Source organism: Methylobacterium sp. AC315, assembly GCF_979253755.1.
In genome coordinates this window covers 37,673-62,817 of sequence record NZ_CEEDEA010000007.1, presented here as the reverse complement: position 1 = coordinate 62,817, position 25,145 = coordinate 37,673, and the positions used below count along the sequence as shown (strand labels likewise).

Annotated in this window: 26 protein-coding genes; 7 read left to right on the top strand and 19 right to left on the bottom strand. The window is 69.9% G+C overall.

The window, feature by feature from the left end:
- Nucleotides 1–6: 6 nt before the first annotated feature.
- From AC0IY0_RS14100 to AC0IY0_RS14085, 4 genes are all read right to left on the bottom strand, one after another.
- Complete coding sequence (locus tag AC0IY0_RS14100) at nt 7–756, bottom strand: SDR family NAD(P)-dependent oxidoreductase (RefSeq protein ID WP_419829768.1); 750 nt, start codon at nt 754–756, stop codon at nt 7–9.
- A gap of 214 nt (nt 757–970) precedes the next feature.
- Nucleotides 971–1,867 (bottom strand): LysR substrate-binding domain-containing protein, encoded by an 897-nt coding sequence (locus AC0IY0_RS14095; RefSeq protein WP_471764172.1) that lies wholly within the window; start codon nt 1,865–1,867, stop codon nt 971–973.
- A gap of 97 nt (nt 1,868–1,964) precedes the next feature.
- Nucleotides 1,965–2,255 carry a hypothetical protein gene (locus tag AC0IY0_RS14090; RefSeq protein ID WP_147907243.1) on the bottom strand — a complete coding sequence of 97 codons (291 nt, stop codon included), beginning with the start codon at nt 2,253–2,255 and terminating at the stop codon, nt 1,965–1,967.
- A gap of 115 nt (nt 2,256–2,370) precedes the next feature.
- A complete protein-coding gene (locus AC0IY0_RS14085) occupies nt 2,371–2,784 on the bottom strand; it encodes a hypothetical protein (protein WP_471764169.1) in 414 nt (137 codons plus the stop codon).
- Between the two features lie 350 nt (nt 2,785–3,134).
- Here AC0IY0_RS14085 and AC0IY0_RS14080 point away from each other — a divergent pair, with 350 nt between their 5' ends.
- From AC0IY0_RS14080 to AC0IY0_RS14070, 3 genes are all read left to right on the top strand, one after another.
- Complete coding sequence (locus AC0IY0_RS14080; RefSeq protein WP_147907244.1) at nt 3,135–3,749, top strand: hypothetical protein; 615 nt, start codon at nt 3,135–3,137, stop codon at nt 3,747–3,749.
- Nucleotides 3,750–3,868: 119 nt separating this feature from the next.
- Nucleotides 3,869–4,138, top strand: coding sequence for a hypothetical protein (locus AC0IY0_RS14075; RefSeq protein ID WP_147907245.1), 270 nt, complete (start codon nt 3,869–3,871; stop codon nt 4,136–4,138).
- Between the two features lie 104 nt (nt 4,139–4,242).
- Entirely contained in the window at nt 4,243–4,506 is a 264-nt protein-coding gene (locus AC0IY0_RS14070) for a hypothetical protein (RefSeq protein WP_147938732.1), read from the top strand.
- 27 nt (nt 4,507–4,533) lie between these two features.
- Here AC0IY0_RS14070 and AC0IY0_RS14065 read toward each other — a convergent pair whose 3' ends face one another.
- The 8 genes from AC0IY0_RS14065 to AC0IY0_RS14030 all read right to left on the bottom strand — a co-directional run bounded on the left by AC0IY0_RS14065 (nt 4,534) and on the right by AC0IY0_RS14030 (nt 12,142).
- Nucleotides 4,534–5,430 carry a dihydrodipicolinate synthase family protein gene (locus tag AC0IY0_RS14065; protein WP_147938731.1) on the bottom strand — a complete coding sequence of 299 codons (897 nt, stop codon included), beginning with the start codon at nt 5,428–5,430 and terminating at the stop codon, nt 4,534–4,536.
- A 125-nt stretch (nt 5,431–5,555) separates the two neighbouring features.
- The gene (locus AC0IY0_RS14060; RefSeq protein WP_471764166.1) at nt 5,556–6,557 is read right to left on the bottom strand and encodes a branched-chain amino acid ABC transporter permease; all 1,002 of its coding nucleotides are present in this window, start codon (nt 6,555–6,557) and stop codon (nt 5,556–5,558) included.
- A 9-nt stretch (nt 6,558–6,566) separates the two neighbouring features.
- Entirely contained in the window at nt 6,567–7,469 is a 903-nt protein-coding gene (locus tag AC0IY0_RS14055; protein WP_147938729.1) for a branched-chain amino acid ABC transporter permease, read from the bottom strand.
- A 71-nt stretch (nt 7,470–7,540) separates the two neighbouring features.
- Nucleotides 7,541–8,773: an ABC transporter substrate-binding protein gene (locus tag AC0IY0_RS14050; protein ID WP_147907250.1), complete on the bottom strand. Its 1,233-nt coding sequence runs from the start codon at nt 8,771–8,773 to the stop codon at nt 7,541–7,543.
- A 99-nt stretch (nt 8,774–8,872) separates the two neighbouring features.
- Nucleotides 8,873–9,643, bottom strand: a complete 771-nt coding sequence (locus AC0IY0_RS14045) for an ABC transporter ATP-binding protein (RefSeq protein WP_471764164.1) — start codon at nt 9,641–9,643, stop codon at nt 8,873–8,875.
- Nucleotides 9,636–10,388 (bottom strand): ABC transporter ATP-binding protein, encoded by a 753-nt coding sequence (locus tag AC0IY0_RS14040; RefSeq protein WP_147907251.1) that lies wholly within the window; start codon nt 10,386–10,388, stop codon nt 9,636–9,638. Before AC0IY0_RS14040 ends, AC0IY0_RS14045 begins: the two co-directional genes overlap by 8 nt.
- A gap of 91 nt (nt 10,389–10,479) precedes the next feature.
- Complete coding sequence (locus AC0IY0_RS14035) at nt 10,480–11,178, bottom strand: GntR family transcriptional regulator (RefSeq protein WP_471764320.1); 699 nt, start codon at nt 11,176–11,178, stop codon at nt 10,480–10,482.
- Nucleotides 11,179–11,359: 181 nt separating this feature from the next.
- Nucleotides 11,360–12,142: an SDR family NAD(P)-dependent oxidoreductase gene (locus AC0IY0_RS14030; RefSeq protein WP_147907253.1), complete on the bottom strand. Its 783-nt coding sequence runs from the start codon at nt 12,140–12,142 to the stop codon at nt 11,360–11,362.
- A gap of 359 nt (nt 12,143–12,501) precedes the next feature.
- Between AC0IY0_RS14030 and AC0IY0_RS14025 the strand changes: the two genes are divergently transcribed.
- Nucleotides 12,502–13,845 (top strand): APC family permease, encoded by a 1,344-nt coding sequence (locus AC0IY0_RS14025; protein WP_147938727.1) that lies wholly within the window; start codon nt 12,502–12,504, stop codon nt 13,843–13,845.
- 57 nt (nt 13,846–13,902) lie between these two features.
- On the opposite strand, the gene AC0IY0_RS14020 is transcribed toward AC0IY0_RS14025, so the two are convergent.
- The 5 genes from AC0IY0_RS14020 to AC0IY0_RS14000 all read right to left on the bottom strand — a co-directional run bounded on the left by AC0IY0_RS14020 (nt 13,903) and on the right by AC0IY0_RS14000 (nt 19,385).
- Nucleotides 13,903–14,553 carry an SAM-dependent methyltransferase gene (locus AC0IY0_RS14020; protein ID WP_147938759.1) on the bottom strand — a complete coding sequence of 217 codons (651 nt, stop codon included), beginning with the start codon at nt 14,551–14,553 and terminating at the stop codon, nt 13,903–13,905.
- A 151-nt stretch (nt 14,554–14,704) separates the two neighbouring features.
- Nucleotides 14,705–15,463: an ABC transporter ATP-binding protein gene (locus tag AC0IY0_RS14015; protein ID WP_147856343.1), complete on the bottom strand. Its 759-nt coding sequence runs from the start codon at nt 15,461–15,463 to the stop codon at nt 14,705–14,707.
- A 5-nt stretch (nt 15,464–15,468) separates the two neighbouring features.
- Nucleotides 15,469–17,316, bottom strand: coding sequence for a branched-chain amino acid ABC transporter ATP-binding protein/permease (locus tag AC0IY0_RS14010; protein ID WP_419829777.1), 1,848 nt, complete (start codon nt 17,314–17,316; stop codon nt 15,469–15,471).
- Nucleotides 17,313–18,188: a branched-chain amino acid ABC transporter permease gene (locus AC0IY0_RS14005; RefSeq protein ID WP_007562633.1), complete on the bottom strand. Its 876-nt coding sequence runs from the start codon at nt 18,186–18,188 to the stop codon at nt 17,313–17,315. Before AC0IY0_RS14005 ends, AC0IY0_RS14010 begins: the two co-directional genes overlap by 4 nt.
- A 33-nt stretch (nt 18,189–18,221) precedes the next feature.
- A complete protein-coding gene (locus tag AC0IY0_RS14000) occupies nt 18,222–19,385 on the bottom strand; it encodes an ABC transporter substrate-binding protein (RefSeq protein ID WP_471764160.1) in 1,164 nt (387 codons plus the stop codon).
- Nucleotides 19,386–19,559: 174 nt separating this feature from the next.
- On the opposite strand from AC0IY0_RS14000, the gene AC0IY0_RS13995 reads away from it, so the two are divergent.
- Both AC0IY0_RS13995 and AC0IY0_RS13990 read left to right on the top strand, forming a co-directional pair.
- Nucleotides 19,560–20,630 carry a malate/lactate/ureidoglycolate dehydrogenase gene (locus tag AC0IY0_RS13995; protein WP_147938725.1) on the top strand — a complete coding sequence of 357 codons (1,071 nt, stop codon included), beginning with the start codon at nt 19,560–19,562 and terminating at the stop codon, nt 20,628–20,630.
- A 365-nt stretch (nt 20,631–20,995) separates the two neighbouring features.
- On the top strand, nt 20,996–21,406 hold the full coding sequence (locus AC0IY0_RS13990) for a DUF1236 domain-containing protein (RefSeq protein ID WP_147907259.1): 411 nt from the start codon (nt 20,996–20,998) through the stop codon (nt 21,404–21,406).
- A 92-nt stretch (nt 21,407–21,498) separates the two neighbouring features.
- On the opposite strand, the gene fghA is transcribed toward AC0IY0_RS13990, so the two are convergent.
- Together fghA and AC0IY0_RS13980 are read right to left on the bottom strand one after the other, a co-directional pair.
- A complete protein-coding gene (gene fghA, locus AC0IY0_RS13985) occupies nt 21,499–22,332 on the bottom strand; it encodes an S-formylglutathione hydrolase (RefSeq protein WP_147938724.1) in 834 nt (277 codons plus the stop codon).
- 132 nt (nt 22,333–22,464) lie between these two features.
- Nucleotides 22,465–23,601, bottom strand: coding sequence for an S-(hydroxymethyl)glutathione dehydrogenase/class III alcohol dehydrogenase (locus AC0IY0_RS13980; protein ID WP_147856776.1), 1,137 nt, complete (start codon nt 23,599–23,601; stop codon nt 22,465–22,467).
- A gap of 258 nt (nt 23,602–23,859) precedes the next feature.
- Between AC0IY0_RS13980 and AC0IY0_RS13975 the strand changes: the two genes are divergently transcribed.
- Nucleotides 23,860–24,972: an FAD-binding domain-containing protein gene (locus AC0IY0_RS13975; RefSeq protein WP_471764158.1), complete on the top strand. Its 1,113-nt coding sequence runs from the start codon at nt 23,860–23,862 to the stop codon at nt 24,970–24,972.
- Nucleotides 24,973–25,145 lie beyond the last annotated feature (173 nt).

The window sequence follows — 25,145 nt, the reverse complement described above, 5'->3', positions numbered from 1 at the left end:
TGCCTCTCAATGGATCAGCATGCCGCCGTTCACGTCGATCACCGCGCCGGTGATGTACGCGGACAGGTCGGAGGCCAGGAACAGGCAAGCGTTGGCGACGTCGTCGGCCACCCCGAGGCGCCCCAGCGGGATGCCCTTCGCGATCTCGACCTTGAGCTCGGGGGTGAGCTTGCCGCCCGTGATGTCGGTCTGGATCAGGCCGGGCGTCACGGAATTCACCCGGATCCCGTCGGGGCCGAGTTCCCGGGCCATGGCCTTGGCGAGGCCCAGAACGCCGCCCTTGGCCGCGCTGTAATGCGGGCCTCCGAAGATGCCGCCGCCGCGCTGGGCAGAGACCGAGGACATGCATACGATCGCCCCCGAGCCCTGGCCGCGCATCCCCGGGATCACGGCCTGGCTCATGTAGAGGGTGCCGCGCAGGTTCACGTCGGTGACCGCGTCGTAATTCTCCGGCGCGATGTCCATGATCTTGAGCGGCTGGGTGATGCCGGCGTTGTTGACGAGCACGTCGATGCGCCCGAGCCGGGCCACGACCTCCTCGGCGGCCCGGGAACAGGCGGCCCGGTCGGTCACGTCGCAGGCGAGGCCGACATGGCCGGCCCCGATCTCGCGGGCGGATTCCTCGGCTTGGCCCGCATCGAGGTCGAGCACGGCGATGCGCGCGCCATACTGCGCGAACAGGCGCGCGGTGGCCTTGCCGATGCCGCGGGCGGAGGCCGCCCCGGTGATCACGCAGACCCGATCGTTCAACAGCATGGGACCCTCCCGGCGATCCGCGCGGGTGCGGGATCGAAGCCTGTCGTCGCGAAGGAGGCGCAAGCCGGCCGGCGATCGCGATCCGGGGATCGGCGGCCTCGCGGTGACGTTTCCTCGCGTCTTGTTCGTTGAGGCGACATTGACCCGGCGAGACCGGCCGCGACAAACGCGAATCCTACACTCTCAGGTGAATGGGATTCACCTGCCGAGGGTGTCAAACCAGCTCGGCGGCCAGCTCGATCGCGAGTTCCTGGGCGAGCCAGCGCGCGAAGACCCGCAGCGGCGCCCGGCGGCGGGCATCGGCCGGGCAGACGAAATGGTGGCCGACGTAGCCGATGTCCTCCGCCCGCCCGGCGAGCGGCGCGACCAGGCGACCGGCGGCGATCTCCCGCTCGGCGAGCCGGGTCGATTCGAGGGCGACGCCGAGCCCGTCCGCCGCCGCCGCCAGGGCGAGGAAACTCCGGTCGAAGCGGATCGCGGCGGTGGGCGGCGCGGCCAGCCGGTTGCGCTCGAACCAGTGAGTCCAGCGCACCTGCTTATTGTCGCTCTGGATCAGGGTCTGCGCGAACAGGTCGGCGGGGCCGGCGATCCGGGCGGCGCGCTCGGGATCGCAGAGGGGCGTCACCGTCTCGAACCCGAGCGGCATGCGCAAGAGGCCTTCGCCCCGGGGCGGCCCGTAGACGATGTCGGCGTCGAACTCGTCGGTGATGAAGCGGGCGTAGTCCATGCCGGCGGCCAGCCGAACCTCGAAGCCCGGATGCTCGCTGAGGAAGCGCGCCAGGCGCGGGACGAGCCACTGCGCGGCAAAGCTCGGCGCACAATGGAGGCGCAGCAGTTGGGGCCCGCGATTCGCCACGAGATCGAGGCCGCGGTTCAGCTCGGCGAAGGCCCGGCCGACATGGTCGCACAAGGCCTCCCCGGCCGGGGTCGGCGTGATGCCTTGCCCGTTGCGCTCGAACAGGGCGACGCCGAGCGTCTCCTCCATCTTTCGGACGGCGTGGCTGACCGCGCTCGGCGACAGGTTCAGCTCGCCCGCCGCCGCCTTGAATGAGCGCCGCCGCGCGGCGGCCTCGAAGATCCGGACGGCGGACAGGGGGACGGGCGGACGCATCCGAGGCAGGATGGTCCGGCGATGGCGGCGCTGGCAATGGCCGAGGGATCTGTGCGGGCCGTCAGGCGGCCCAACGCTGCGATGAGCTGAGCCGGCTTCAGGCTGCCAGCGCCGCCTGCCCGTCGCGGCCATGGGCCTGATCCATGATCTCGCCGATCCGTTCGCCGACGGCGATCGCGATGCCGGCCGAGGCGGGCCCCTCCGAACCCTGCTGGCAGATCCGAGTGAGGACGTCGGTGACGCGCTGTTCCATGACGGCGAGAATGGCCGCGGCCGCCGCGGGCTGGGCCCCGCGGAGCACGGCCGCGAGGTCGCAATAGGCGTCCTGGAGGAGCCGCAGGGTCAGGCGATCGACAGCCTGCTCGTCTTCAGCCTTCAAGGCACCCATGCCACGCCTCCCTCGGGTCGCTCGCTGCAACTTGGGGAGGACACGTTAACGGCGCGTAAACCGGCAGAGCCTTCGGACGCGATCAGCTAACCATGCCCCGCCTGGCGGCGCAGGCTCAGCAGCCCGAGCAGATGCCGCTCGCGGCCGCGTGGCCGCCTTTCAGGAGGCGCTCCATCGCCGCGTCGCGATCGTAGGTCTGCGCCGGGATCGTCGACGCGGCCGACCGGCCGGCGGCGAGGGCCGGCGGTCTCAGGAGATCGGCGGGACGCGACGCCTCCCAGGCCAAGCGGCTGCGCCGGGACGAGTCCAGGGCCGCACCCGGGTTCAGGCCCCGGGGCTCGAACGCCGGGACCGGGGTCGTCATGGTCCCCGGTATGACGATGCGCGGCAGGGTGGCGACCGCCTCGGCTTGGGCCTCCGGGGCCGCGGCCACCGGCGTCGCGGCGACGGACACCGGGGTGCGCGGCAACGCGCTGTAGGCCGTCGGCACGTTCGGCAGGCGCGAGCACGCCCCCGCCGACAGCAGCATGCCTAGGACCGCAATCCGCTTAACATTGATCATGATCGCCCTGATGCGATGCCGCAGCCCTAATCACGGCTGTGGGACTCGATGTTAACCACGGATTAAGCCATATGTCCAACCCGCATGGCCAAGCGTAACTTCCAAATAAACAAACAATACTTGTAGATAACCGGAAATCCCGTGATAATCTTGGCCCGCTCAACCCGTCCGGACGGAAGCATCGTCGGCACGGCCGGTCCAAGACCGGGTTCGCTGCCTGCGTATTGAATACCGACTCTTCGAGAAAACGGTTTGCTCGGCGGCGCCCACGCGGCAACGAGAAGCTTGGCGGCTCCGGACAGCCGCCGAGATGGGTCATGAAGAGCGTTGCACATTCCCTGATGGCGGCGCTTGCTGCTTTCGCCGTCCTGTCGCCGTCGATCGTTGCGGCCGTTCCCGCTGGCCGAAGCGCGGAACAACCCCGCCCGGCGGTCGATCGCAGCGCGCTCATCGCGGAGCGACAGCAACAGACGTGGCAGCAGCTTTCAGGCTCGATCTGCACCGGCTGCATTACGGTGGCCAACCGCGTCGCGCCGGTCAGCTACGACAAGCCGAGCCTGGTCGAGCTGGCGCAGCGCCCGACCCGCCTCGCGACGGCCGCGCGGCGGCCGCGGGCGAAGGTGCGGCTCGCCCAATTGCGGCGCGCCAAGATGCGCGTTGCGCAACTACGACTTGCCCAGATGCGCAAGCGCTACGCCCGGCTTCATCGGCACGACCGGCGCCGGCTCGCGGCAGGAGCGCATCCGGTCCGGCTGGCGAAACGCCCGCCGCCGCGGACACTCGCGCTGGCGGGCGGGTTACCGGTCGGGCCGATCCAGGTCGAGTACCGGCTGCCCGAACACCCGGTCGAGCGGCCGTGGGTGCCCCAGGACGACAACCGCTGGCGCGCGACGATCCTGCCGGCCTCATCGGTACGCCCGCGACGATCCTGACACGACGCGCGGCGCCGTCACGGCGGACGCCGGGATCGGAACGCGATACACCGCCTGGCAAACCGGGACGGGCAATTGAACCCCGCCGCCCGCATCCCGTTGTGCCGGCGGAGTTTCCCGTGACCGTCATCCGCCTCGTCGCCGCCGGCCTCGCCGTCTCGCTCAGCCTCGGCTCCGCCCGGGCGGTCGATCGCGATCTGACCGGCAGTATCGCCCGTCCCGACGCGGGTGAGCCGGCTCAGGATATCGTGGTCGCCGCTCCAGACGAGCGGACCACCGTGGTCGTGCTTCCCCAGCAGAGCGTGACCACGTCGGCCCCGTTGCAGAGGGTGCTGCCACCGCTGAAGCCGCTGCCGAAATGGGATCCGCGGGTCTGCATCGGCTGCTGAGCGGTTCCCCGAAGGCGACGCCGGCCAGACGGCCTGAGATCGGCGGAACTTGGCGGCCGGCGCGCGCGTCGACTCGGTGACCTCATCGAACTCCAGAGCTGACCATGCGCGCCATCCTCCTCGCCGGCCTCTGCCTGTCGCCGCTTCTCGCGACCCCCGTTCGGGCTCAGGTGCAGCAGAACAATCCCAACGCCGCGAACCAGTCCATGGAAAACAACAACCAGCTGCGGTCGCTGCGCCAGGAGCAGACGACGCAGGGCAACACGCTGCGGATGGACATCCAGCGGAATCAGGCCGCGACGCCGGCTCCCAACACCGGCCCGAACGCGGTCGCCCCAATCGGCGGCGGGACCGGGATCGGCCGCTGAGCCGAACCCGGGTCCCGCCGCCCGCGATCAGGCCGTTGCGGGCAGGGCGGGGCGGCTCTCGATCGCCTTGCGCACAATCGCCTCGACCTCGGCCCGCCGCGCTCCGGACAGGGGCTTGCGCGGACCGCGCACGTGCTCGGTCGAGTTGATCGCGAGGCACTCGGCGAGCTTGATGTTCTGGACCAGGTAGGTCGAGACATCGAGGTCGAGGAGCGGCCGGAACCAGCGGTAGATCGCGAGTGCCTCCTGGGTGCGCCCCGCCTGCATCAGCCGGTAGATCGCGACTGTCTCCGACGGGAACGCGCAGACGAGGCCGGCGACCCAGCCGCAGGCGCCGACCGCGAGCGCTTCCAGGGCGAGGTTGTCGACGCCGGTCAGGACGGCGTAGCGGTCGCCCAGCCGGTTGATGATCTCGGTGGTGCGGCGGATGTCGTCGGAGGATTCCTTGATGGCCACGAAGCGCGGATCCGCGGCCAAGTCCTCCATGATCTCGGGCGTGACGTCGACCCGGTAGGCGACGCGGTTGGAATAGATCATCACCGGCAGGTCGCCCGCGGCCGCGACGGCCCGCAGGGTCTCGACCGTCTCGGCCGGATCGGTGTGGTAGATCGGGCTCGGTACCACCATCAGGCCGCTGGCGCCGGCCTTGGCCGCCTTGGCGGCGAGGTCGCAGGCCTCGCGGGTGCCCGCCTCGGACACGGTCAGCAGGGTCGGCTTGCCCTTGGTGACCGACTGGGCCCGCTTGAGCACGTCGATGCGCTCGTCCTGGGACAGCATCGGCCCTTCGCCGAGCGAGCCGCACACGATGATGCCGTCGCATCCGGCGTCCATCTGGAGGCCGAAGCAGCGCTCCATCTCGGCATGGTCGAGGCTGCCGTCGGACTTGAACTTGGTCGTGACGGCGGGAATGACACCGGTCCACATGGTCGAATTTCCTTTTCGATCAACGGGTTGAACAGCACCGCACTCGGCTCGCGCGGCCATGGCTTCGCCCACGCCTCACACGGCGCGGCGGCGAAATCGGCCTGCCCGTCGGGGCAGGGGGTGCCTCAAACCGCCTCGGCGGCCGGGGCTGTCTCGTGGGTGGCGACGAGGACCGGACGCCTCTTGATCCGCTCGGCCCGGCGGCGGCGCAGGTGCAGAAGCTCGCCGACCACGCCGCGCCGGAAGAACGAGACGCAGACGATGAAGATCAGGCCGATCACCACGGTCACGAGGTCGCCGATGGTCGCGAGGTAGTTCTGCAGCCCGACCACCAGCCCGGCCCCGAGCAGCGGCCCGAAGATCGTGCCGACGCCCCCGAGCAGGGTCATCAGCACCACCTCGGTCGAGGTGTGCAGCGAAACGTCGTTGAGGGAGACGAGCTGGAACACCAGCGCCTTCATCGCCCCGGCATAGCCGGCGACCGCCGCCGAGATCACGAAGGCCAGAAGCTTGAAGCGGTCGGTGTCGTAGCCGAGCGACGTCGCCCGCGCCTCGTTGTCCCGCACCGCCTGCAGGATCTGGCCGAAGGGCGAGTGGACCACGCGGTCCACGAACAGGAAGCCCGCCGCAAACAGCGCCAGCGTCACGTAGTACATCACCGTGTCGGAGGTGAGGTCGAGCCCGAACAGGCTGCCGCGCGGGATGCCCTGGAGCCCGTCCTCGCCGCCGGTCCAGCGGATCTGCACCGCCAGGAAATAGACGATCTGCGAGAGCGCCAGAGTGATCATCGCGAAGTAGATGCCCCGCCGCCGGATCGCCAGGCCGCCGATGGCGAAGCCAACCAGAGCCGCCGCGGCGACGCCCGCCACGAAGGCCGCCGGCATCCCCAGCGGGTGGTCGCCGAACCGGATCATCAGGGCGCCGGTGACGTAGCCGGCGCTGCCCAGGAAGGCGGCGTGCGCGAAGGACACGAGCCCGGTGAAGCCCAGGAGCAGGTTGAAGGCGCAGGCGAACAGCCCGTAGCACATCACCTTCATCACGAAGACCGGGTAGATCAGCCCCGGCACGAAGGGGACGACCAGGGCGAGCGCGACCAGGACCAGGACAATCTTGAAGGTGTTCGACATCGGCTCCCCTCAGACTTCGCGGCCGAACAGGCCGGCCGGGCGTACCAGCAGGGCCAGCGCCATGATGACGAAGACCACCACGGTCGAGGCCTCCGGGTAGACCACCTTGGTCAGCCCCTCAATCAGCCCGAGGGCGAGCCCGGTCATCATCGCGCCGAGGATCGAGCCGAGGCCGCCGATCACCACCACGGCGAAGACGATGTTGAGCAGGTTGCCGCCCATGAGCGGCGTCACCTGCATGATCGGCGCGGCCAGCACCCCGGCGATGCCGGCCAGCGCCACGCCGAACCCGTAGGTCAGGGTGATCATCACCGGCACGTTGATGCCGAAGGCCTGGAGCAGGCGCGGGTTCTCGGTCCCGGCGCGGAGGTAGGCGCCGAGCTTGGTCCGCTCGAACAGGAACCAGGTGAAGACGCAGATCAGCAGCGAGGCCACGACCACGAAGACGCGGTACTTCGGCAGCAGCATGAAGCCGACATCGACCGGCCCCTGCAGGATCTCCGGCGGCTCGTAGCCCTGGCCGGAGACGCCGAACACGTATCGGAAGCCCCCCTCCATCACCAGCGCCACCCCGAAGGTCAGGAGCAGTCCGTAGAGGTGGTCGAGATGGTAGAGCCGGCGCAGCAGCGTGCGTTCGATGAGCATGCCGAACAGGGCGACGCAGAGCGGGGCCAGCACCAGCGCGACCCAGAAGCTGATCTGGAAGTCGGGATAGCCGAGCCAGGGCCCGATCTGGGTCAGCCCGATCCAGGCCAGGAACGCGGCCATCATGAACTGCGCCCCATGGGTGAAGTTGATGATGTTGAGCAGCCCGAAGATGATCGCCAGCCCCATGCTCAGGAGGGCGTAGAAGCAACCGCCGATGAGGCCGATGGTGAGCTGGGCCATGAAGGCCTGGAGGGTGATGTCCATCGGGGGGTCACCGGCGGCTGCGAGGGGCGGGGACCGCACGGAGACCGTCCGCGCGGAGCGTGGGGACGGCCTCAGCCCTTGGCGTTGAGCGGGCAGGCATCCGAGGGCTTCGGGAACACGTCGTCGCCCTTCAGGACCGCCCGGACGTTGTAGAAGTCCCAGTCGCGCTTGGATTCCGCCGGCTTCTTCACCTGCAGGAGCAGCATGTCGTGGACGAGGGCGCCGTCGGCGCGCAGCGTGCCGTTGCGGATCACCGCGTCGTCGATGGTCATGGTGCGCAGCTTGGCCATCACGGCGCCGGCCTCGTCGGTGCCCGCCGCCTCGATCGCCTTAAGGTAGCTGAGCGCGGCCGAGTAGACCGCCGCCTGCGACGCGCTCGGCATGCGCTTCATCTTGGCGAAGTACTTCTCCGCGAAGGCGCGCGAGCGGTCATCGTAGTCCCAGTAGAAGGCTTCAGTGAGGTACATGTCCTGGGCCTTGGCTAGGCCGAGGCTCTTCACGTCGGTGATGTAGGTGAGCAGCGGGGCGATCACCTGCTTGTCGCCGCGCCCGATGCCGTACTCGGCGGCCTGCTTGACGGCGTTGATCGTGTCGCTGCCGGCATTGGCCAGCGCGATCACCTGGGCGCCACTGCCTTGCGCCTTCAGCATGAAGGAGGAGAAGTCGCCGCCCGGGAAGGGATGGCGCGACACGCCCAGCACCTTGCCGCCCTCGGCCTCAACCACCGCGGAGGCGTCCTTCTCGAGGGAATGGCCGAAGGTGTAGTCGGCGGTGACGAAGTACCAGGTCTTGCGGCCGGTCTTCAGCAGCGCCTTGGCGGTGCCGGCCGCGAGCGCGTAGGTGTTCACCATCCACTGCGCGTTGAGCGGCGAGCATTTCTCGTTGATCGCCGCCATGGCGACCCCGGCCGAGAGCATCGTCACCCGGTTCTTCTGCTTGGCGATCTCCATCACGGCAAGCGCCGTCGAGGAGGTCGGGAAGTCGGCGATCATGTCGACCTTGCCCTGGTCGAACCATTCCCGGGCGAGGTTGGCGGCGATGTCGGGCTTGTTCTGGTGGTCGGCCGCGATGAGTTCGATGGGGGCGTTCAGCACTTTGCCGCCCATCTCGTCGATGGCGATCTGCGCCGCCACGGCCGAGCCGCGCCCGGTGAAGTCGGAATAGATGCCCGACAGGTCGTTGAGGATGCCGATCTTGACGACGCCGTCGCTGATCGCCTCGGCGGCGAGCGCCGGCAGGGGGATCGACAGGGGGGCCGACGCGAGCGACGCGCCGAGCACGTAACCGATGAACCGTGACCGCATGTTCCCGCCTCCTGTTCGTCCCGAATACTTGCCCCTGCCGGAGCGTTGTCTGTGCATCGTCGTGTCCCGAAAGCCGGCAGCCGCCTTTCGGGATAAGACTCAGAGGCCGAGCAGGCGCCCGACCTCGGCCTCCCGTGCCGCCACCGCGTCGGCCGGGATCTCGGCCGCGACCCGTCCGTGCTCGATCACGTAGTGGCGGTCGGCGAGGTGCCGGGCGAAGTGGAAGTTCTGCTCGACCAGCACGATGGTGAAGCCGCGGCTCTTGAGCAGGGCAACCGCCCGGCCGAGCGCCTCGACGATGACCGGGGCGAGGCCCTCGGTGATCTCGTCCAGCAGCAGGATGCGGGCGCCCGTGGTCAGGATGCGGCCGAGCGCCAGCATCTGCTGCTCGCCGCCCGAGAGGCGGCCGCCGCCGCTGTCGGCCCGCTCGGCCAGGTTCGGAAACAGCGTCAGCACTTCGGCCACCGACATCCCGTCGGGGCCGAGGCGGGGCAGGAGGGTCAGGTTCTCCTGGGTCGTGAGCGAGCGATAGATGCCGCGCTCCTCCGGGCAGTAGCCGAGGCCGAGCCGGGCGATCCGGTGCGTGCTGAGCCGGATCGTCTCCTGCCCGCGCACCCGCACCGAGCCGGCGCGCCGGTCGGTCAGGCCCAGGATGGCCTTGAGCGTGGTGCTGCGCCCGGCACCGTTGCGGCCGAGCAGGGTCACGCACTCGCCCTCGCGCACCGTGAGGTCGATCCCGTGCAGGACGTGGCTCTCGCCGTACCAGGCTTCGAGCCCGCGGATCTGCAGGGCGATGGCGGGCTCAGGCAAGTCCTTTTTGGGCAAGTCCTTTTTGGGCAAGTCCGTCTCGGGCAAGTCCGTCTCAGGCATGTCCGCCTCCGAGATAGGCCGCCTTAACGCCGGGATCGTTGGAGACCTCGGCGTAGCTGCCCTGGGCGAGGATCTCGCCGCGCTGGAGCACGGTGATCGCGTCGCAGAGGTCCGCCACCACCGACATGTTGTGCTCGACCATCAGAATGGTGCGACCCACGGCGATCCGCCGGATCAGCCGCTTGATCCGGTCGACATCGTCGAGGGCCATGCCCTGGGTCGGCTCGTCGAGGAGAAGGAGGGGCGGATCGAGGGCAAGCGTCGTGGCGATCTCGAGGGTGCGCTTGCGCCCGTAGGAAAGATCGGCGGCGTTCGTGTCGGCGTAATCCGCAAGGCCGACCTCGGACAGAAGCACCATGGCCTCGTCGTCGAGCACGGACAACGATCGGATCGAGCGCCAGAACCAATATTGCGTCCCCAATCGCCGCTGGAGCGCGACACGGACATTGTCACGCACGCTCATGTGCGGGAAAGTCGCCGAGATCTGGAACGAGCGCACGATTCCCCGCCGGGCGATCGCCGCCGAACTCTCGTGCGTGATGTCGGCCCCTTCGTAGAGGATGCGTCCGCCGGTCGGCGTGTGGACCTTGGTCAGCAGGTTGAAGAACGTGGTCTTGCCGGCGCCGTTGGGGCCGATGAGCGCGTGGATGGCGTGACGGCGGACCGAAAAGTCGACGTCCCGGACGGCCGTGAAACCGCCGAACGCCTTGGTCAGCCCCTCTGTCACCAACGCGTGCTCAGCCACGACACCCCCACCGGCTCCGTTTCTGTAGATTGTATAAAATCTTCAGATGCGTCAAGCGTCCTCTGCGACGACAGCTGCACAATCAGCGGGCTTACCCGGCTGGGGCGTTCCGGTAGATCGCCACCAGCGATACGGCGGCGTGCGCGATGTGCGCTTGCAAGAGTTCGGCCGCCTCCGAGATGCGGCCCACTTCGCAGAGCGTCACGATCTGCGTGTGCTCGTGATCGGCACGCGCGGTGTCCCCGGAGGCGGACAGCTGCAGCCGCGTCGGGCGATCGCAATCCTGCAGCAGGGCGGAGACGATGCTGAGCGAGCGGGGGCGATCGGCGTAACGGAGCAGATCGAGGTGGAAGCTTCGGTTCAGCTCGCCCCATCGGTCGACCTGGCCAGCCTCGAGCGCCGCGCCGTACTCGTCGGTGAGGCCGCGCAGCCTCCGATAATCCGCCGCCCCGAAGCGGCGTGCGGAGAGCGCCAGCAGCGGCGGTTCGAGCTGCTCGCGCAGGCGGAAGATGTCTTCCACTTCCTCGACGGTCAGGCCGGTCACGAGCGCCCCGCGATGCGGCACGATCCTGACCAGCCCTTGAGCCTCCAGCTGCAGCAGCGCCTCCCGAACCGGGATGCGGCTGATGCCGAACTCCTCCGCCAGCGCATCCTGGCGCAGCTGGATCCCGGGCGCGAACTCACCGTTCAGGATGCGCTGACGAAGCGATTCCGTGACCGCGGCCGAAACGGTCTTGTGGCGCAGGCGATCGGTGGGACGTGACGGAGGATTGGGATTGGGATCAGGCATCGGCACCTCGGAATGCGTGTAGATTTTATCCGAAGTCGATGCGTTGCGACAGACGGGGTCCTCACGCGGGCCGGGGCGTTGCCGGGCGCAGGCCGATGAACGTCCCGTGGGTCACCAAGCCGGCCCGACCCTCGCGTCGCGGCCGCCATCGCCGCCGCGACGCGAGGGCTGGGGGTGCCACTCAGTCCCCCCGTTCGCCGCGCAGGGTCTTCAGGCCGATGCCGGTCGCCTCGAAGCCGCCATCGACGGCGAGCTGCTGGCCCGTGACGAAGGAGGCCCGTTCGGAGCAGAGGAACACGATCGCCTCCGCGAGTTCCGACTCGAGGCCGTAGCGCCCCAACGGGACGGCATCGTGATAGTCGGCGCGGATCTCCGGGCTGTGAACCGCCTTGGCCATCGCGGTGTCCACCGGCCCGGGGGCGACCGCGTTCACCCGGATCCCGAACTGCGCCAGCTCGACGGCCTGCTGCTTGGTGAGCTGGGCCAACGCCGCCTTGCTGGTGCCGTAGGCGGTCCGCAGCGTCGAGGCGCGCAGGCCCGAGATCGAGGTGATGTTCACGATCGCGCCGCCGCGCTCGGAAAGCAGCGGGACGGCCGCCTGCGTGCACAGGAACGGCCCCGACAGGTTCACGGCGAGCACCCGCGACCAATCGTCGAACGTGGTCTCCATCAGCGGCTTGAAGATCGCGATGCCGGCGTTGTTGACCAGCGCGTCGAGCCGCCCGAACCGGTCGGCGACCTGCCGCATCGCGCCGGCGACCGCCTGCGGATCGGAGACGTCCGCGGTGACCGCCAGCACCGCCTCGGGCCGGTCGAGCCCGGCGGCGGCGGCGGCCACGGCCGGGCCGTCGATGTCGAGGAGGGCGACACGCCACCCGTCCGCGAGGAACCGGCTCGCGGCGGCGAGCCCGATGCCGCGGGCCGCCCCCGTCACCAGCGCGGTCCGGTCCTGGGTGTCGCTCATAGCGTCATATCCGTGGGCGAGGGCCGCGCGGCGGCGGCGGGGGATCGTTCCGGCAGCGGCCGGCCTTGCTCATGATGTGCGCCAGCAGCACCGACCGAGACCGCTTCCGCAAGTCCATACGATGCGAGACTTGAATTTCCAGTCCTTCCGTCGGCAGCGCTGCACCGAACATCAGGACCGGCTGCGCTGAACGCGAAGCCTGCGCGCGGCAAACGGACGCCTCGGCACCTTCGGGGCCTGCATCCGCGTGACCGCGATGTGCAACGCGGCTAGCACGGTGATGGCGCAGCCGTGCCGACGCGGTCCGGGCACCCGCCGAGGAATCCCGTCCCGGCGGCTGGCCACGACGGGCCGACGTCATGACCGACCGATCCGGCGCTGCAGCAGCTGCCCCGACCGTCTCCACGCTGGCGGCGACGGCCATCGTCGTGGCCGACATGATCGGCATCGGCGTCTTCACCAGCCTCGGCTTCCAGGTCGCCGACATCCCGTCCGGCTTCACGCTGCTGCTGCTGTGGTTGGTCGGCGGCGTGGTCGCGCTGTGCGGGGCGCTCTGCTACGCCGAACTCGCCACGATGTTTCCCCGCTCCAGCGGCGAGTACAACCTCCTCACGCAGATCTACAGCCCGGCGGTCGGGTTCATGGCCGGGTGGCTCTCGGGCACCGTCGGCTTCGCCGCGCCGGTGGCGCTCGCCGCCATGGCGCTCGGCCAGTACGGCAAGGCGGTGCTGCCCGGGGCGCCGCCGCTCCTGCTCGGCCTCGCGGCGATCTGGATCGTCTCGCTCGTCCACCTGCGGGGCACGCGCCACAGCAGCGCGTTCCAGATCGGGTTCACGCTGCTGAAGCTGGCGCTGATCATCGCCTTCATCGGGGCGGGTTTCGCGCGAGGGGGCGGCGCGGCGATCGGCTTCTCGCCCGCTTCGTTCGATCCGGCGCAGGTCGTCAGCGCCAGCTTCGCGATCAGCCTCGTCTTCGTGATGTACGCCTATTCGGGCTGGAACGCCGCGACCTACATCGTCGGCGAGCTCGCCGACCCGCCGCGCAGCCTGCCGCGGGCGCTGTTCCTCGGGACCGGCCTCGTCGTCGCGCTCTCCATCGCGCTGAACGCGGTGTTCCTCTACACGACGCCCGCCGCCGAGCTCGCCGGCCAGGTCGAGGTCGCGGTGATCGCCGGCCGTCACGTCTTCGGCGATGTGGGCGGCCGTGTCGTGGGTGGGCTGATCTGCGCCGGGCTGATCCCGACGATCGGCGCGATGATGTGGATCGGCCCGCGCGTCACCGTCGCGATGGGCGAGGACGTGACGCTGCTGCGCCTGTTCGCCCGGCGCACGCGGCGCGGGGTGCCGGGCGCCGCGCTTCTCCTTCAGGCCTGCGTCGCCACCATCCTGCTGTTCACCCAGAGCTTCGAGGCGGTGCTCGACTTCATCCAGTTCAGCCTGATCCTGTGTTCGTTCCTGACCGTGATCGGGCTGATCAAGCTCCGGATCGCCCGGCCCGACCTGCCGCGGCCGTTCCGGGCCTGGGGCTACCCGGTCACCCCGATGATCTTCCTGTCGGTCACGCTGTTCATGCTGGTCCACCTCGTGACCGTCCGGCCGCTCCAGTCCCTCGCGGGCCTCGCGCTGATGCTGGCCGGCTTCCTCCTGTACGGCATCGCGACGGCGCGGGAGCGGAAGACGGCGCGCATGGCGCCGCCGCGGTGAGGCCGGCGCCGCCTGCCCGGACGGCACCCGGCCCGGGGCCGCGCGCGATCACGGTCTTCAGGGAGCGGGCTTGAACGCCCGCAGCACGTCGAGCCGATACTCGGCGGTTCGCGACTGCTTCAGGACCCGCGCAAAACCTTGGGCGCCCGCGATGAAGCCTTCCGCCGCCTCGTCGCCGGAGAGCGGGTAATGGGTGACGCCGAGCCAGTGGACCAGCACGATGTCCGCTTCGGGGAGCACCGAGCCCTCCACCCGCGCGACCAGCCGGGCGAGGTCTGCGCGGTCGAGATAATAGGCGACCTCGGAGATCAGGATCAGGTCGAACCGCCCGTCCGGCCATGCGCCCGGAACGGCCGCGAGCTGGAAGCGCACGTTCGGGCAATCGGCGCAGCGCGCCCGTGCGTCGTCCAGGACGGAGGGGACCACGTCGAGCCCGATCAGCGCGTCGCACCGGGGGCAGAGCTGATGCGTGAACACGCCGATCGAGCAGCCGACTTCGAGGCCGGATGCGTAGCGGGCCCGCGGCAGGGCCGCGAGCGTCGCCGCATACTTGTCGCGCTCGTAAGGGCTCGTGGCGAAGCGCCACGGATCCGACTCCGTGGCGTACATGCCCTTGAAGTAATCGGTATCGAGACTCTTCGCGCGGCGGCCCGCCGAAGTCTCGGCCGGCCGCGTGGGGTCGACCTCGGCGCCCGAGGCACTTTGCATCCCAAGCATCGCGCTCGTCACGGCTGCGCCTCCGGCTTGCAGCAGGCGGCGCCGGGAGGCCGATTTGCGATCACGCACGAGAGGCCTCACCGCGCCTTCGGGATTGTGACGGTGAAACCGGGCGCGGTCCGGGCGGTTCCGGGCTGCGGCGTCAGGCGGCGCTGCCCGCCGCGGCGCGGCCGCCGAGATACGCGGCGCGGATGTCGTCGTTGGCCCAGAGCGCCTGCGGATCGCCTTCGAGGACGAGGCGGCCGGTCTCCAGCACGTAGCCGCGGTCGGCCACCGACAGGCCCATGCGGGCGTTCTGCTCGACCAGCAGCACCGTCGTGCCGCGGCGCCGCACCTCCGCGATGATCGCGAACACCGCCTGGACGATCACCGGGGCGAGGCCGAGCGAGGGCTCGTCCAGCAGCAGGAGGCGCGGCTTGGCCATCAGGCCGCGGGCGAGCGCCACCATCTGGAGCTGGCCGCCCGAGAGGGTCCAGCCGAGCGCGTCGCCGAAGCGCCGGATGTCGGGGAACAGCTCGAACATCGCCTCGACCTCGTCGCGCAAGGCGCGTTTCGGGACGCCGGACCGGTTCGAGGCGCCGAGCATGATGTTCTCGCGCACCGTGAGCCCCGGGAAGACCCGGCGCCCCTCGGGCACGTGGGCGACGCCGAGGCGCACGATCGCTTCGGGCTTCAGGCCGTGGAGCGGCTGCCCGTCGAGCAGGATGCTGCCGCCCGCCGGCTTCACCAAGCCGGAGATCGCCTTGAGGGTGGTCGACTTGCCGGCCCCGTTGGAGCCGAGCAGGGTCACGACCTCGCCCGTGCCGACCACGAACGAGAGCCCGCGCACGGCCTCGATCTCGCCGTAGCGGACGGTGAGGTCGCGGATCTCCAGGACCGGGTTCGACACGGCGGTGCTCATCCTGCTCAGGCCGGCGCGAGATCGGTCTTCAACGCGGTCTGGAGCCCCGCGCCCGGCCCGGTCGCGGCGTCCTCCCCGAGATAGGCCTCGATCACGGCGGGTTCGCGCAGCACGGAGGCGGTGACCCCGTCCGCGATGCGCCGACCGAAGTTCAGGACGGTGACGTGGCTCGCCACGTCGCTGACCAGGGTCATGTCGTGGTCGATGATCAGGATGGTCAGGCCCTTGGCCGCCATCCGGCGCAGCAGCACCGTCAGGGCGTTCTTCTCGCTGGAATTGAGCCCGGCGGCCGGCTCGTCGAGGAGCAGCAGCGTCGGGTTGCCGGCGAGCGCCCGGGCGATCTCGATCAGGCGCTGGTGCCCGTAGGAGAAGCCCGAGATCGGCTCCTGCGCCCGCGCCTCCAGCCCGACGAAGGCCAGGGCCGCGCGCGCCCGGGCCTCCAGCGCCGGCCGGTCGCTTGCGCCGAGGGGGTTGTTCGGGCGCTCGGCGCCGATCACCACATTCTCCAGGGCGCTCATCGAACGGAACAGGCGGATGTTCTGGAACGTGCGCCCGATCCCGACCGCGGCGCGCCGGTGCGGGGGAAACCGGGTGATGTCCCGGTCCTGGAGGCGCATGCTGCCGCCGGTCGGCGTGTAGAGACCGGACAGGACGTTGAGCGTCGTGGTCTTGCCCGAGCCGTTCGGGCCGATCAGCGCGTGGATGCCGCCGCGGGTGACGGTGAAATCGATCGCGTCCACGGCCTTGAGGCCACCGAAATGCTTGGACAGGCCTGACACGGTCAGCAGCGTCGCCGAGGCGTCGCGCTCCTGGCTCAGGGTCAGCTCCGGGGCGGGCGCAGGCGCAGGCTTGGCAGGCCGCAGCCGCCGGACCTGATCGCCCAGAAATCCCCAGATGCCGTCGGGCATGAACACGACGATCAGGATCACCGCGAGCCCGTAGATCGCCAGGTACAGGCCCGGGATCTCCTTGAGGAAGCGCAGCCATTCCGGGATCAGGATCAGCAGGCCCGTGCCGATCACCGCGCCCACCGGCGAACCGACGCCGCCCAGCAGCGCCATGGTCAGGAAGACGATGGACTCGGCGAAGGAGAACTGGTCCGGGCTGATATACGTGAAGCTGCCGGCAAACAGGCCGCCGCCCAGGCCCGCCAGCAACGCCCCGATGGCGAAGGCCGCGACCTTGGTGCGGTAGACGTCGATCCCGCTGACGCCCGCGGCCAGTTCGTTGTCGCGCACCGCCCGCATGGCGCGCCCGAGCCGGGTCCGCGGCAGGTGCCAGACCAGCCAGCCGACCACCGCCAGGACCAGGACGCACAGCGCGAGGTAGCTCTGTCCATCCGCGAACAGCGCCGGGCGGCGGATGTTCGGCACCCCGTCCGGGCCGTGGGTGACCGGGATCCAGTTGGTCAGGACCAGGGTGAGGATCTGCTGGAACGAGATCGTCACCATGGCGAGGTAGTGGCCACCGAGCCGCAGCGTCGAGGCGCCGAGCACCGCCCCGAGCACGACCGCCAGCGCGAGCCCGATCGGCAGGCACAGCCAGAAATTCAGGCCGTGATCGACCGTGCCGAGGCCGACCGCGTAGGCGCCGATCCCGAAGAAGGCGGCCTGGGCCAGGTTGATCTGGCCGCACAGCCCGAGCACGACGGTGAGCCCGATCACCGCGATCGCGTAGGTCGCGGCCTGCATCAGGATGTTGAGGACGTAGCCGGTGAGCGGCGTGGTCGCGGCGAGCGCCACGGCGGCTGCGGCGAAACCCGCATAGGCGAGGCTGCCGAGCGGCATCGGCCGGGAGGGCCGGGGGGCGGTCCCCGAGAGGGTCGGGTTGGCCGTCGTCGGATCGGCGCTCATGCTTTCTCCGCCACACGCTCGCCGAACAGCCCCTGCGGGCGCACGACCAGGAAGGCCACGAGGACGATGAAGGCGAAGGCGTCCTTGTACGGCACCGAGACGTAGGCCGCTCCGAAGGTCTCGATGATGCCGAGCGCCAGCCCGCCGATGATCGCGCCGGTCACGTCGCCGAACCCGCCGATGATCGTCGCGGCGAAGGCCTTCAGCGCGATGGTCGCGCCCATCTGGATCGACACGAACAGAACCGGTGCCACGAGGATGCCGGCGATGCCGCCGAGCACGGCGCTGTAGACGAAGGTGAGCATGATCATGCCGGCGACCGGGATGCCGAGGAGCGCCGCCATCTCCTTGTCCTGGGAGGTCGCCTGGAGCTTCTTGCCGACCAGGGTGTGCTCGAAGAACCAGTACTGGAACGCCACGAGCGCCGCGGTCACCGCGATGATCAGCAGGTACTGGCTGTCGAGGAAGACCGGGCCGAGCAGGAAGCCCTGCGTCTCGAACACCGGCGGCAGGACCTGCGGCTGCGGTCCGTAGAGGGCGAGCGTGGTGTTGGCCAGGAAGATCGAGGCGCCGATGGTCGAGATGATCACCGGCAGGTAGGTGCGGTGGCGCAGGGGATAGTAGACGCCGAGGTTGAACAGGGCGCCGAGCAGAGCCATCCCGCCGATGGTGAGCAGCACCGAGAGCCAGTACGGCCACTCGAGATCGACGGCGAACACCACCATCAGGAAGGCCGCGACCATCGAGAACTCGCCCTGCGCGAAGTTCACGACGTTGGTGGCGCGGAAGATCAGCACGAAGCCCAGGGCCACGAGGGCGTAGACCGAGCCGATGCCGATTCCGGTGAAGAGGAGCTGGAGGATCAGGTCCATGTGCGCGCCCGTGCCCCGTCCGCGACGACGTGTTCAGCCCTGATAGAAGTCGATGCGCCGGTCGAACGTGATCGTGCCCTTGTCGTTGCGCACGACGTTGTAGCCGTGCAGGCCGTCGCCGTTCTTGTCGAAGTTGTAGGTGCCCTCGGCGCCCGCGTGGCCCCGCACCGCCAGCAGCGCCTCGCGGATCGCCTGCGGGTCGGACTTGCCCGCCTTGTTGATCGCCAGCGCCAGGACCGTCACCGCGTCGAAGGTCCAGGAGGATTGGTTGTCGGGGGCGATCTTGGTCGCGGCGCGGTAGGCCTTGCCGTAGGCCCGGGCCGCGTCGCTCGATTCCTCCGCGTAGTCGGCCACGCCGTAGGTCCCGTAGAGCGAGGGCCCGGCGAGCTTCAGCGCCGTGACGTTGGTGATCGAGGGCGAGCCGACCCAGGGGGCGGTGACGCCGAGCTGGCGGAGCTGGCGGGCGAAGATGCCGAGGTCGTTCTCGAAGGTGAAGTACGAGCCGATCACGTCGGCCCCGGCCTGCCGGATCGCCAGCACCACGGGGGTGAAGTCCTGGCCCTGGTTGGCGTAGCCCTGGTCGAGCACGACCGTGGCGCCGACCTTACCCAGGCTCTCGGTCAGCGCCTTGGCGCCGCTCGTGCCGAAGGCGTCGGTGGAATGGATGATCGCCCACTTCTTCTTGCCGAGGCCGTTGACGCCGTGCTCGGCGATCACCCGGGCCGAGAAGCTGTCGTTGGGCCGGAAGCGGAACATCCACGGGTTGCCGAGCTGCGTCAGCACCGGGTCGGTGCCGCCGAAGCACATCGGCTTGCCGGTCTTGAGGATGTCCGGCGCCATCGCGTGGTTCTGCGTGGAGCGGACCGAGCCCAGGAAGCCGACGAGATCGGGCTGCGAGGCCAGCTTGGAGAAGGCCAGCACGGCGCCGGGATTGGTGGTCTGGTCGTCCTCGGTGACGATCTCCAGCGGCTTGCCGAGCACGCCGCCGGCCTTGTTGACCGCCTCCAGGGCGATCTTGGCGCCGTTGAGGGCGAAGCGCCCCGCATCCGCGCCGGGGCCCGTGACCGGCAGCACCATGCCGATCCGGATCGTCGCGCCGGCGCCCTGCGCGTGACTCGATCGGATCACCCCAGGGGCGAGGCCGCTCGCAGCCGCGCAAGCGGCACCCGTCAAGAAAACGCGACGCGTCGTCTTCATCGGCATTCCCGTCCCGCCGCCGGTTCTTGTGCCCGACGTTGATTGTATTGGGCCATGCGGAACGCTTCATTGTCTATCCCGCGTCACCCGAACCGGTCGCCTTGCGGGTTAAGAAAGCCTAGGATCGTTACCCGAACGCGCCCGACGAGGCGCGACGACGGGAGATAGACCATCATGCGGATCGACGCCGCCGGACTGACCGCCTTCGTGCGGGACATCTTCGTTCGGGAGGGCTGCTCGGAGGCGGAAGCGGGGCGGATCGGCCAGTTCCTCGTGGCCGCCAACCTCACCGGCCACGACAGCCACGGGGTCATCCGGGTGCCGCGCTATGTCGCGTGGCTGCGCGACGGCGAACTCGTGGCCGACCGCAGCCCCGAGGTGCTGATCGACGGGGGTGCCTTCGCGCTGGTGGACGCCCATTACGGCTTCGGCCAGACCGCCGGCCCGTTCGCCACCGATCTCGGCATCGCCAAGGCCGGTGAGCACGGCGTCTCGGTCATCGCCCTGCGGCATGCCGGGCATCTCGGGCGGATCGGCGAATGGGCCGAGCGTGCCGCCGCCGCGGGCCTGATCTCGGTGCATTTCGTCAACGTCGCCGGCAGCCTGCTCGTCGCGCCGTTCGGCTCGGTGGAGCGACGCTTCTCCACAAACCCCGTCGCGGCCGCCTTTCCGCTTCCGGGGCGCGACCCGATCGTCCTCGACTTCGCGACCTCGGCGGTCGCCGAGGGCAAGGTCCTGGTGGCTTCGCAGGGGGGCAAGCCCCTGCCCGAGGGCGTGCTGATCGAGCCGGATGGCCGCCTCAGCGCCGACCCGACCACCTTGTTCGGCCCGCTCGACGGGCCGGACCGCGACAATCAGAAGGGCACGGGCGCGATCCGGGCCTTCGGCGAGCACAAGGGCTCGGGCCTGTCGCTGATGTGCGAACTCCTGGCCGGCGCGCTCACCGGCTCCGGTACGGCGGGGCCGGGCAAGCGGCGGGTCTGCAACGGCATGCTCTCGCTCTACATGACGCCGAGCGCTTTCGGCTCGGACGACGCGATCGCGGCCGAGGCGCGCAGCTATCTCGATTTCTTCGCCTCCGCCCAGCCGGCGCCGGGTGGCGCGGTGCTGCTGCCCGGGGAGCCCGAGCGCCGCATGAAGGCGGAACGCCTCGCCGAGGGCGTGCCGCTTCCCGAGCCCGTCTGGGAGACGCTGCTCGCCGCCGGCCGGCCGCACGGCCTCGACGGGCAATCCTACTGCGCCTGAGGGGGCCCGGTCGCCCGAGCGGTGCGAACACCCCCCCCTTGGGCAGGATCTCGACGGCGCGCATCAGGGGCGCGCCGGGGCGTGAAACGGTTCGCTAACCGAAGCCGCCCACCCTCGCGCGCATGTCCAAGCGAACGATCCGAACGGCGAGGGGCGTCCTCTGGATCGCGGCCCTCGCACTCTGCTGTTTTTCGGCCGTGATGCTGGTGAAGGCCAACCGCCCCGCGGAGCGGTCGGTCGCGGCGCCGTCATCCTCCGATCCCGTCACGACGGGATCCATCGACCGGGCTCCGATCCGATGGTGCGGGGCCGCCCCGTGGTGCCGCTGACCGTCGCTACCGTTTCCACTGCTTGACGAGGATCTCATGCGACACTGGATCTCCCTGCCGATCGTGCTGATGCTCGGCTTCGTGACGCCGGCTCACGCGCAAGGCCTGGCGCGCGGCGCGCAGGACGGTCGGGAGCGCGGCGAGGCCATCGCGGGCCCGCTCGGCGCCGTGGTCGGCGGCGCGATCGGTGCCGCCGTCGGCACGGCCAACAGCATCCTCGGGATCGACCGGCGGGACCGCTTCCGCATCTACGCGATCGGCGAGCAGCGGCCCTCCTTCGCCTACGCGGGGCCGGTGCGGGTCGGGACCGTCCTGCCGGAGGACGGTGTGGTCTATTACGACGTGCCGGCCGAATTCGCGCTGCCGAACTACAACTACACCATCGTTAACGATCACCCCGTGCTGGTCGAGCCGCGGACGCGGCGCATCGTCGAGGTCATCGATTAGGGGCTGCGCGCATCCGCGCGGAGCCGAGGTGTCACGCCGCCGGGACGCGCCCGGCGGCGTGGTCGTGATCGGCGCGGGGCGCCGACGCGATGTTACTTCAGGCGCGCGGCGGCCCAGGCGATGTGGTCGGCCATGAAGGTCGAGATGAAGAAGTAGGAGTGGTCGTAGCCCTCGCGCATGTTGAGGGTCAGTGCGATCCCGGCCTTCTTGCAGGCCTCCTCCAGCAGCCAGGGGCGCAGGCCGTCCTGGAGGAAGCTGTCGGCGGTGCCCTGATCGACCAGGAACTCGGGGAAGCGCTTGCCGTCCTCGATCAGCGCGGTGGCGTCGTGGGCGCGCCAGGCGGCCGTGTCGGACCCGAGGTACTTCTCGAAGGCCGGCTTCGACCAACCGGCCGTCGCGGGCTGGGCGATCGGCGCGAAGGCGGAGCAGGACTTGAAGCGCTCCGGGTAGGTCAACGCGATGGTGAGCGCGCCGTGGCCGCCCATGGAATGGCCGAAGATGCCCTGGCGGGTCATGTCGGCGGGGAACTCCTTCGCGATGAGGGCCGGCAGCTCCTCCGTCACGTAGCTCCACATCCTGTAGTTCTTGTCATAGGGCGCCTGCGTGGCGTCCAGATAGAACCCGGCGCCGGAGCCGAACTGCCAGTTGCCCTCCTCGTCCGGGATGCCGGGGCCGCGCGGACTGGTGTCGGGGGCCACGATGATCACGCCGTGCTCCGCGGCAGCGGCGCGGTACTCGCCCTTGTCCATGACGTTGGCGTGCGTGCAGGTGAGCCCGGACAGGTACCACAGCACCGGCACCGGGCCCTTTTCGGCCTGGGGCGGCACGAACACCGCGAAGGTCATCGGGCATCCCGTGGTCTGCGCGTCGTGCTTGTAGACGCCCTGCGTGCCGCCGTGGGCGCGGGCCTTCGAGACGGTTTCCATCAGCTGTGATCTCCTGCTCGGGAGGCGGGAGCCCCGCTCGGGGGCTGGATCGCGGGCCCGGGTCTTCGAGAATGCGAGGACGTGCGCGGGGCTCCCCGGCCTTGCAGGCGGGGAGCCCCGGATCGGTCTTCCTCAGTAGACGACGACGGAGCGGATCGACTTGCCTTCGTGCATGAGGTCGAAGCCGTGGTTGATCTCGTCCAACGGCATGGTGTGGGTGATCAGATCGTCGATGTTGATCTTACCCTCCATGTACCAGTCGACGATCTTCGGCACGTCGGTGCGACCGCGGGCGCCGCCGAACGCCGAGCCCCGCCAGACCCGGCCGGTGACGAGCTGGAACGGGCGGGTCGAGATCTCGCGGCCGGCCTCCGCCACGCCGATGACGATCGACTCGCCCCAGCCGCGATGGCAGCATTCGAGGGCCTGGCGCATCACGTGGACGTTGCCGGTGCAATCGAAGGAGAAGTCGGCGCCGCCGCCCGTGAGATCGACGATGGCCTGGACCACCTTGTCGGTGCCGACCTCGTTCGGGTTGATGAAGTGGGTCATCCCGAACTTGCGGGCCATGGCCTGCTTCTCCGGGTTGATGTCGACGCCGATGATCTTGTCGGCACCGACCATCCGGGCGGCCTGCAGCACGTTGAGGCCGATGCCGCCGAGGCCGAACACCACCACGTTGGCGCCGGGCCAGACCTTGGCGGTGTAGATCACCGCGCCGATGCCCGTGGTCACGCCGCAGCCGATGTAGCAGATCTTGTCGAAGGGGGCGTCTTCGCGGATCTTGGCGAGCGCGATGGCCGGCAGGACCGTGAAGTTCGAGAAGGTCGAGCAGCCCATGTAGTGGAACACGGTGTTCGACCCGCCGGGATTGCCGCCGGTGGAGACGCAGGAGAAGCGGCTGGTGCCGTCCGGCATGACGCCCTGGCCCTGGGTCGCCCGGATCGCGGTGCACAGGTTGGTGCGCTGCGAGAGGCAGGACTTACAGTTGCGGCATTCCGGCGTGTAGAGCGGGATGACGTGGTCGCCGGGCTTCAGCGTGGTCACGCCGGCGCCGACCTCGCGAACGATGCCCGCGCCCTCGTGGCCGAGGATCGCCGGGAACTTGCCCTCGGAATCGAGTCCCGAGAGGGTGTAGGCGTCGGTGTGGCAGATGCCGGTGGCCATCAGCTCGACGAGAACCTCGCCGGCCTTGGGCCCTTCGATGTCGATGGTCTCGATGGTGAGAGGCTTCTTGGCTTCCCACGCGACCGCGGCGCGCGTCTTCATCACGTGTTCCTGTTGTTTGGACGATCACGGACGGCGTCGAACGGCCGACTCTTCGGCGCGCCTCGCCCTGGGGCGGCACACCGAACGGTCCGAAAATCTGGGGTGTGTTTGATGGTTCTGGCGCCGAGATGCAACGTTTGCGGTCGCGTTTCGAACACGTCCCCCGCCCGGGCGGTCCGGGGAATGGGTCGCATCCGCACGGCGCGGGCCGCGCGCTAACTCCGGCGCATGGATCGCACCTCTCCCATCAATCGCCCCATGACCCGAGCCGCCGGGCTCGACCGGCTCGCCGCCTTCCTGGCCGGAGCCGGGGCCGATTACGCCGCCTGCCGCAACACCGACCGCGGTCCCGGCCGCGCGCCGACCACCTCGGCCCTCTCACCTTACCTGCGCCGGCGCCTGATCACGGAGGCCGAAGTCGCGGCCGCCGCCGAGAACGCGTTCGGCGATGGCGGCGCCGAGAAGTTCGTGTCCGAGGTGTTCTGGCGGACCTACTTCAAGGGCCATCTGGAGACCCACCCGTCCGCCTGGACGGACTACCACGCCCGGGTTGCTTGCGACCGGGAGCGGCTCGCCGCCGAGCCCGGACTGCGCCGCACCTACGCGATGGCGGTCGAGGGCCGGACCGGGATCGACGGGTTCGACGACTGGGCCCGCGACCTCGTCGAGACCGGCTGGCTGCACAACCACGCTCGGATGTGGTTCGCCTCGATCTGGATCTTCACGCTGCGCCTGCCCTGGGCGCTCGGAGCCGCGTTCTTCATGGACCACCTGGTCGATGGCGATCCGGCGAGCAACACCCTGTCCTGGCGCTGGGTGGCGGGGCTGCACACCCGGGGGAAGCACTATGTCGCCCGTGCCGAGAACATCCGGCGCTACACCGAGGGCCGCTTCGACCCCGTCGGCCTCGACGAGGAGCCGGACGCCCTCGACGAGGCGATGCCGCCCCGCGAGGTCCCGCTGCCCCGGGCCGAGACCGTGCCGGCAGGCGACATCGCGCTGCTGCTGCATCTCGACGACCTGCACCCGGAGAGCCTGCCGCTGAGGGACTCCCGGGTGGTTCGCGTCGGCGGCCTGCTGGTCCATGCCCCCGGGGCCTCCGAGCGGGTCCGGGCAGCCGACGCCGAGGCGATGGCCGATGCGCTGCAACGCTCCGCGGCGCAGTTCGGCTGCGAAGCGGGCCCGGTCGAGGCAGGCTGGTCCGGGGATCGTCCGGTCGTCACCGCCTGGGCTCCGGTGGGCCCGTCGGCCGATGCCCTGCCGGAGGATTGCATCCGGGTTCGCCGTGCATGGGACGAGACCGCCTGGCCGCGATCCACGCGCGGCTATTCCCGCCTGCGCTCGGTGATTCCCGCGGTCCTGACAGCATGAGGTCCCGGACCCGTCCGCCGCCGACTGTCCGCGCCGCGCTGATTTGAATCGTCGCGGTTCCGGGTCTTCCGGCCCCGGTCTTCATGGCGACCGACCCGGCAGATACGGTATGGAGCCGCCGGACGGCCTGACCGTTGGGAGACCGACGGCCAGGTCTGGCGACGCGGGGGCGG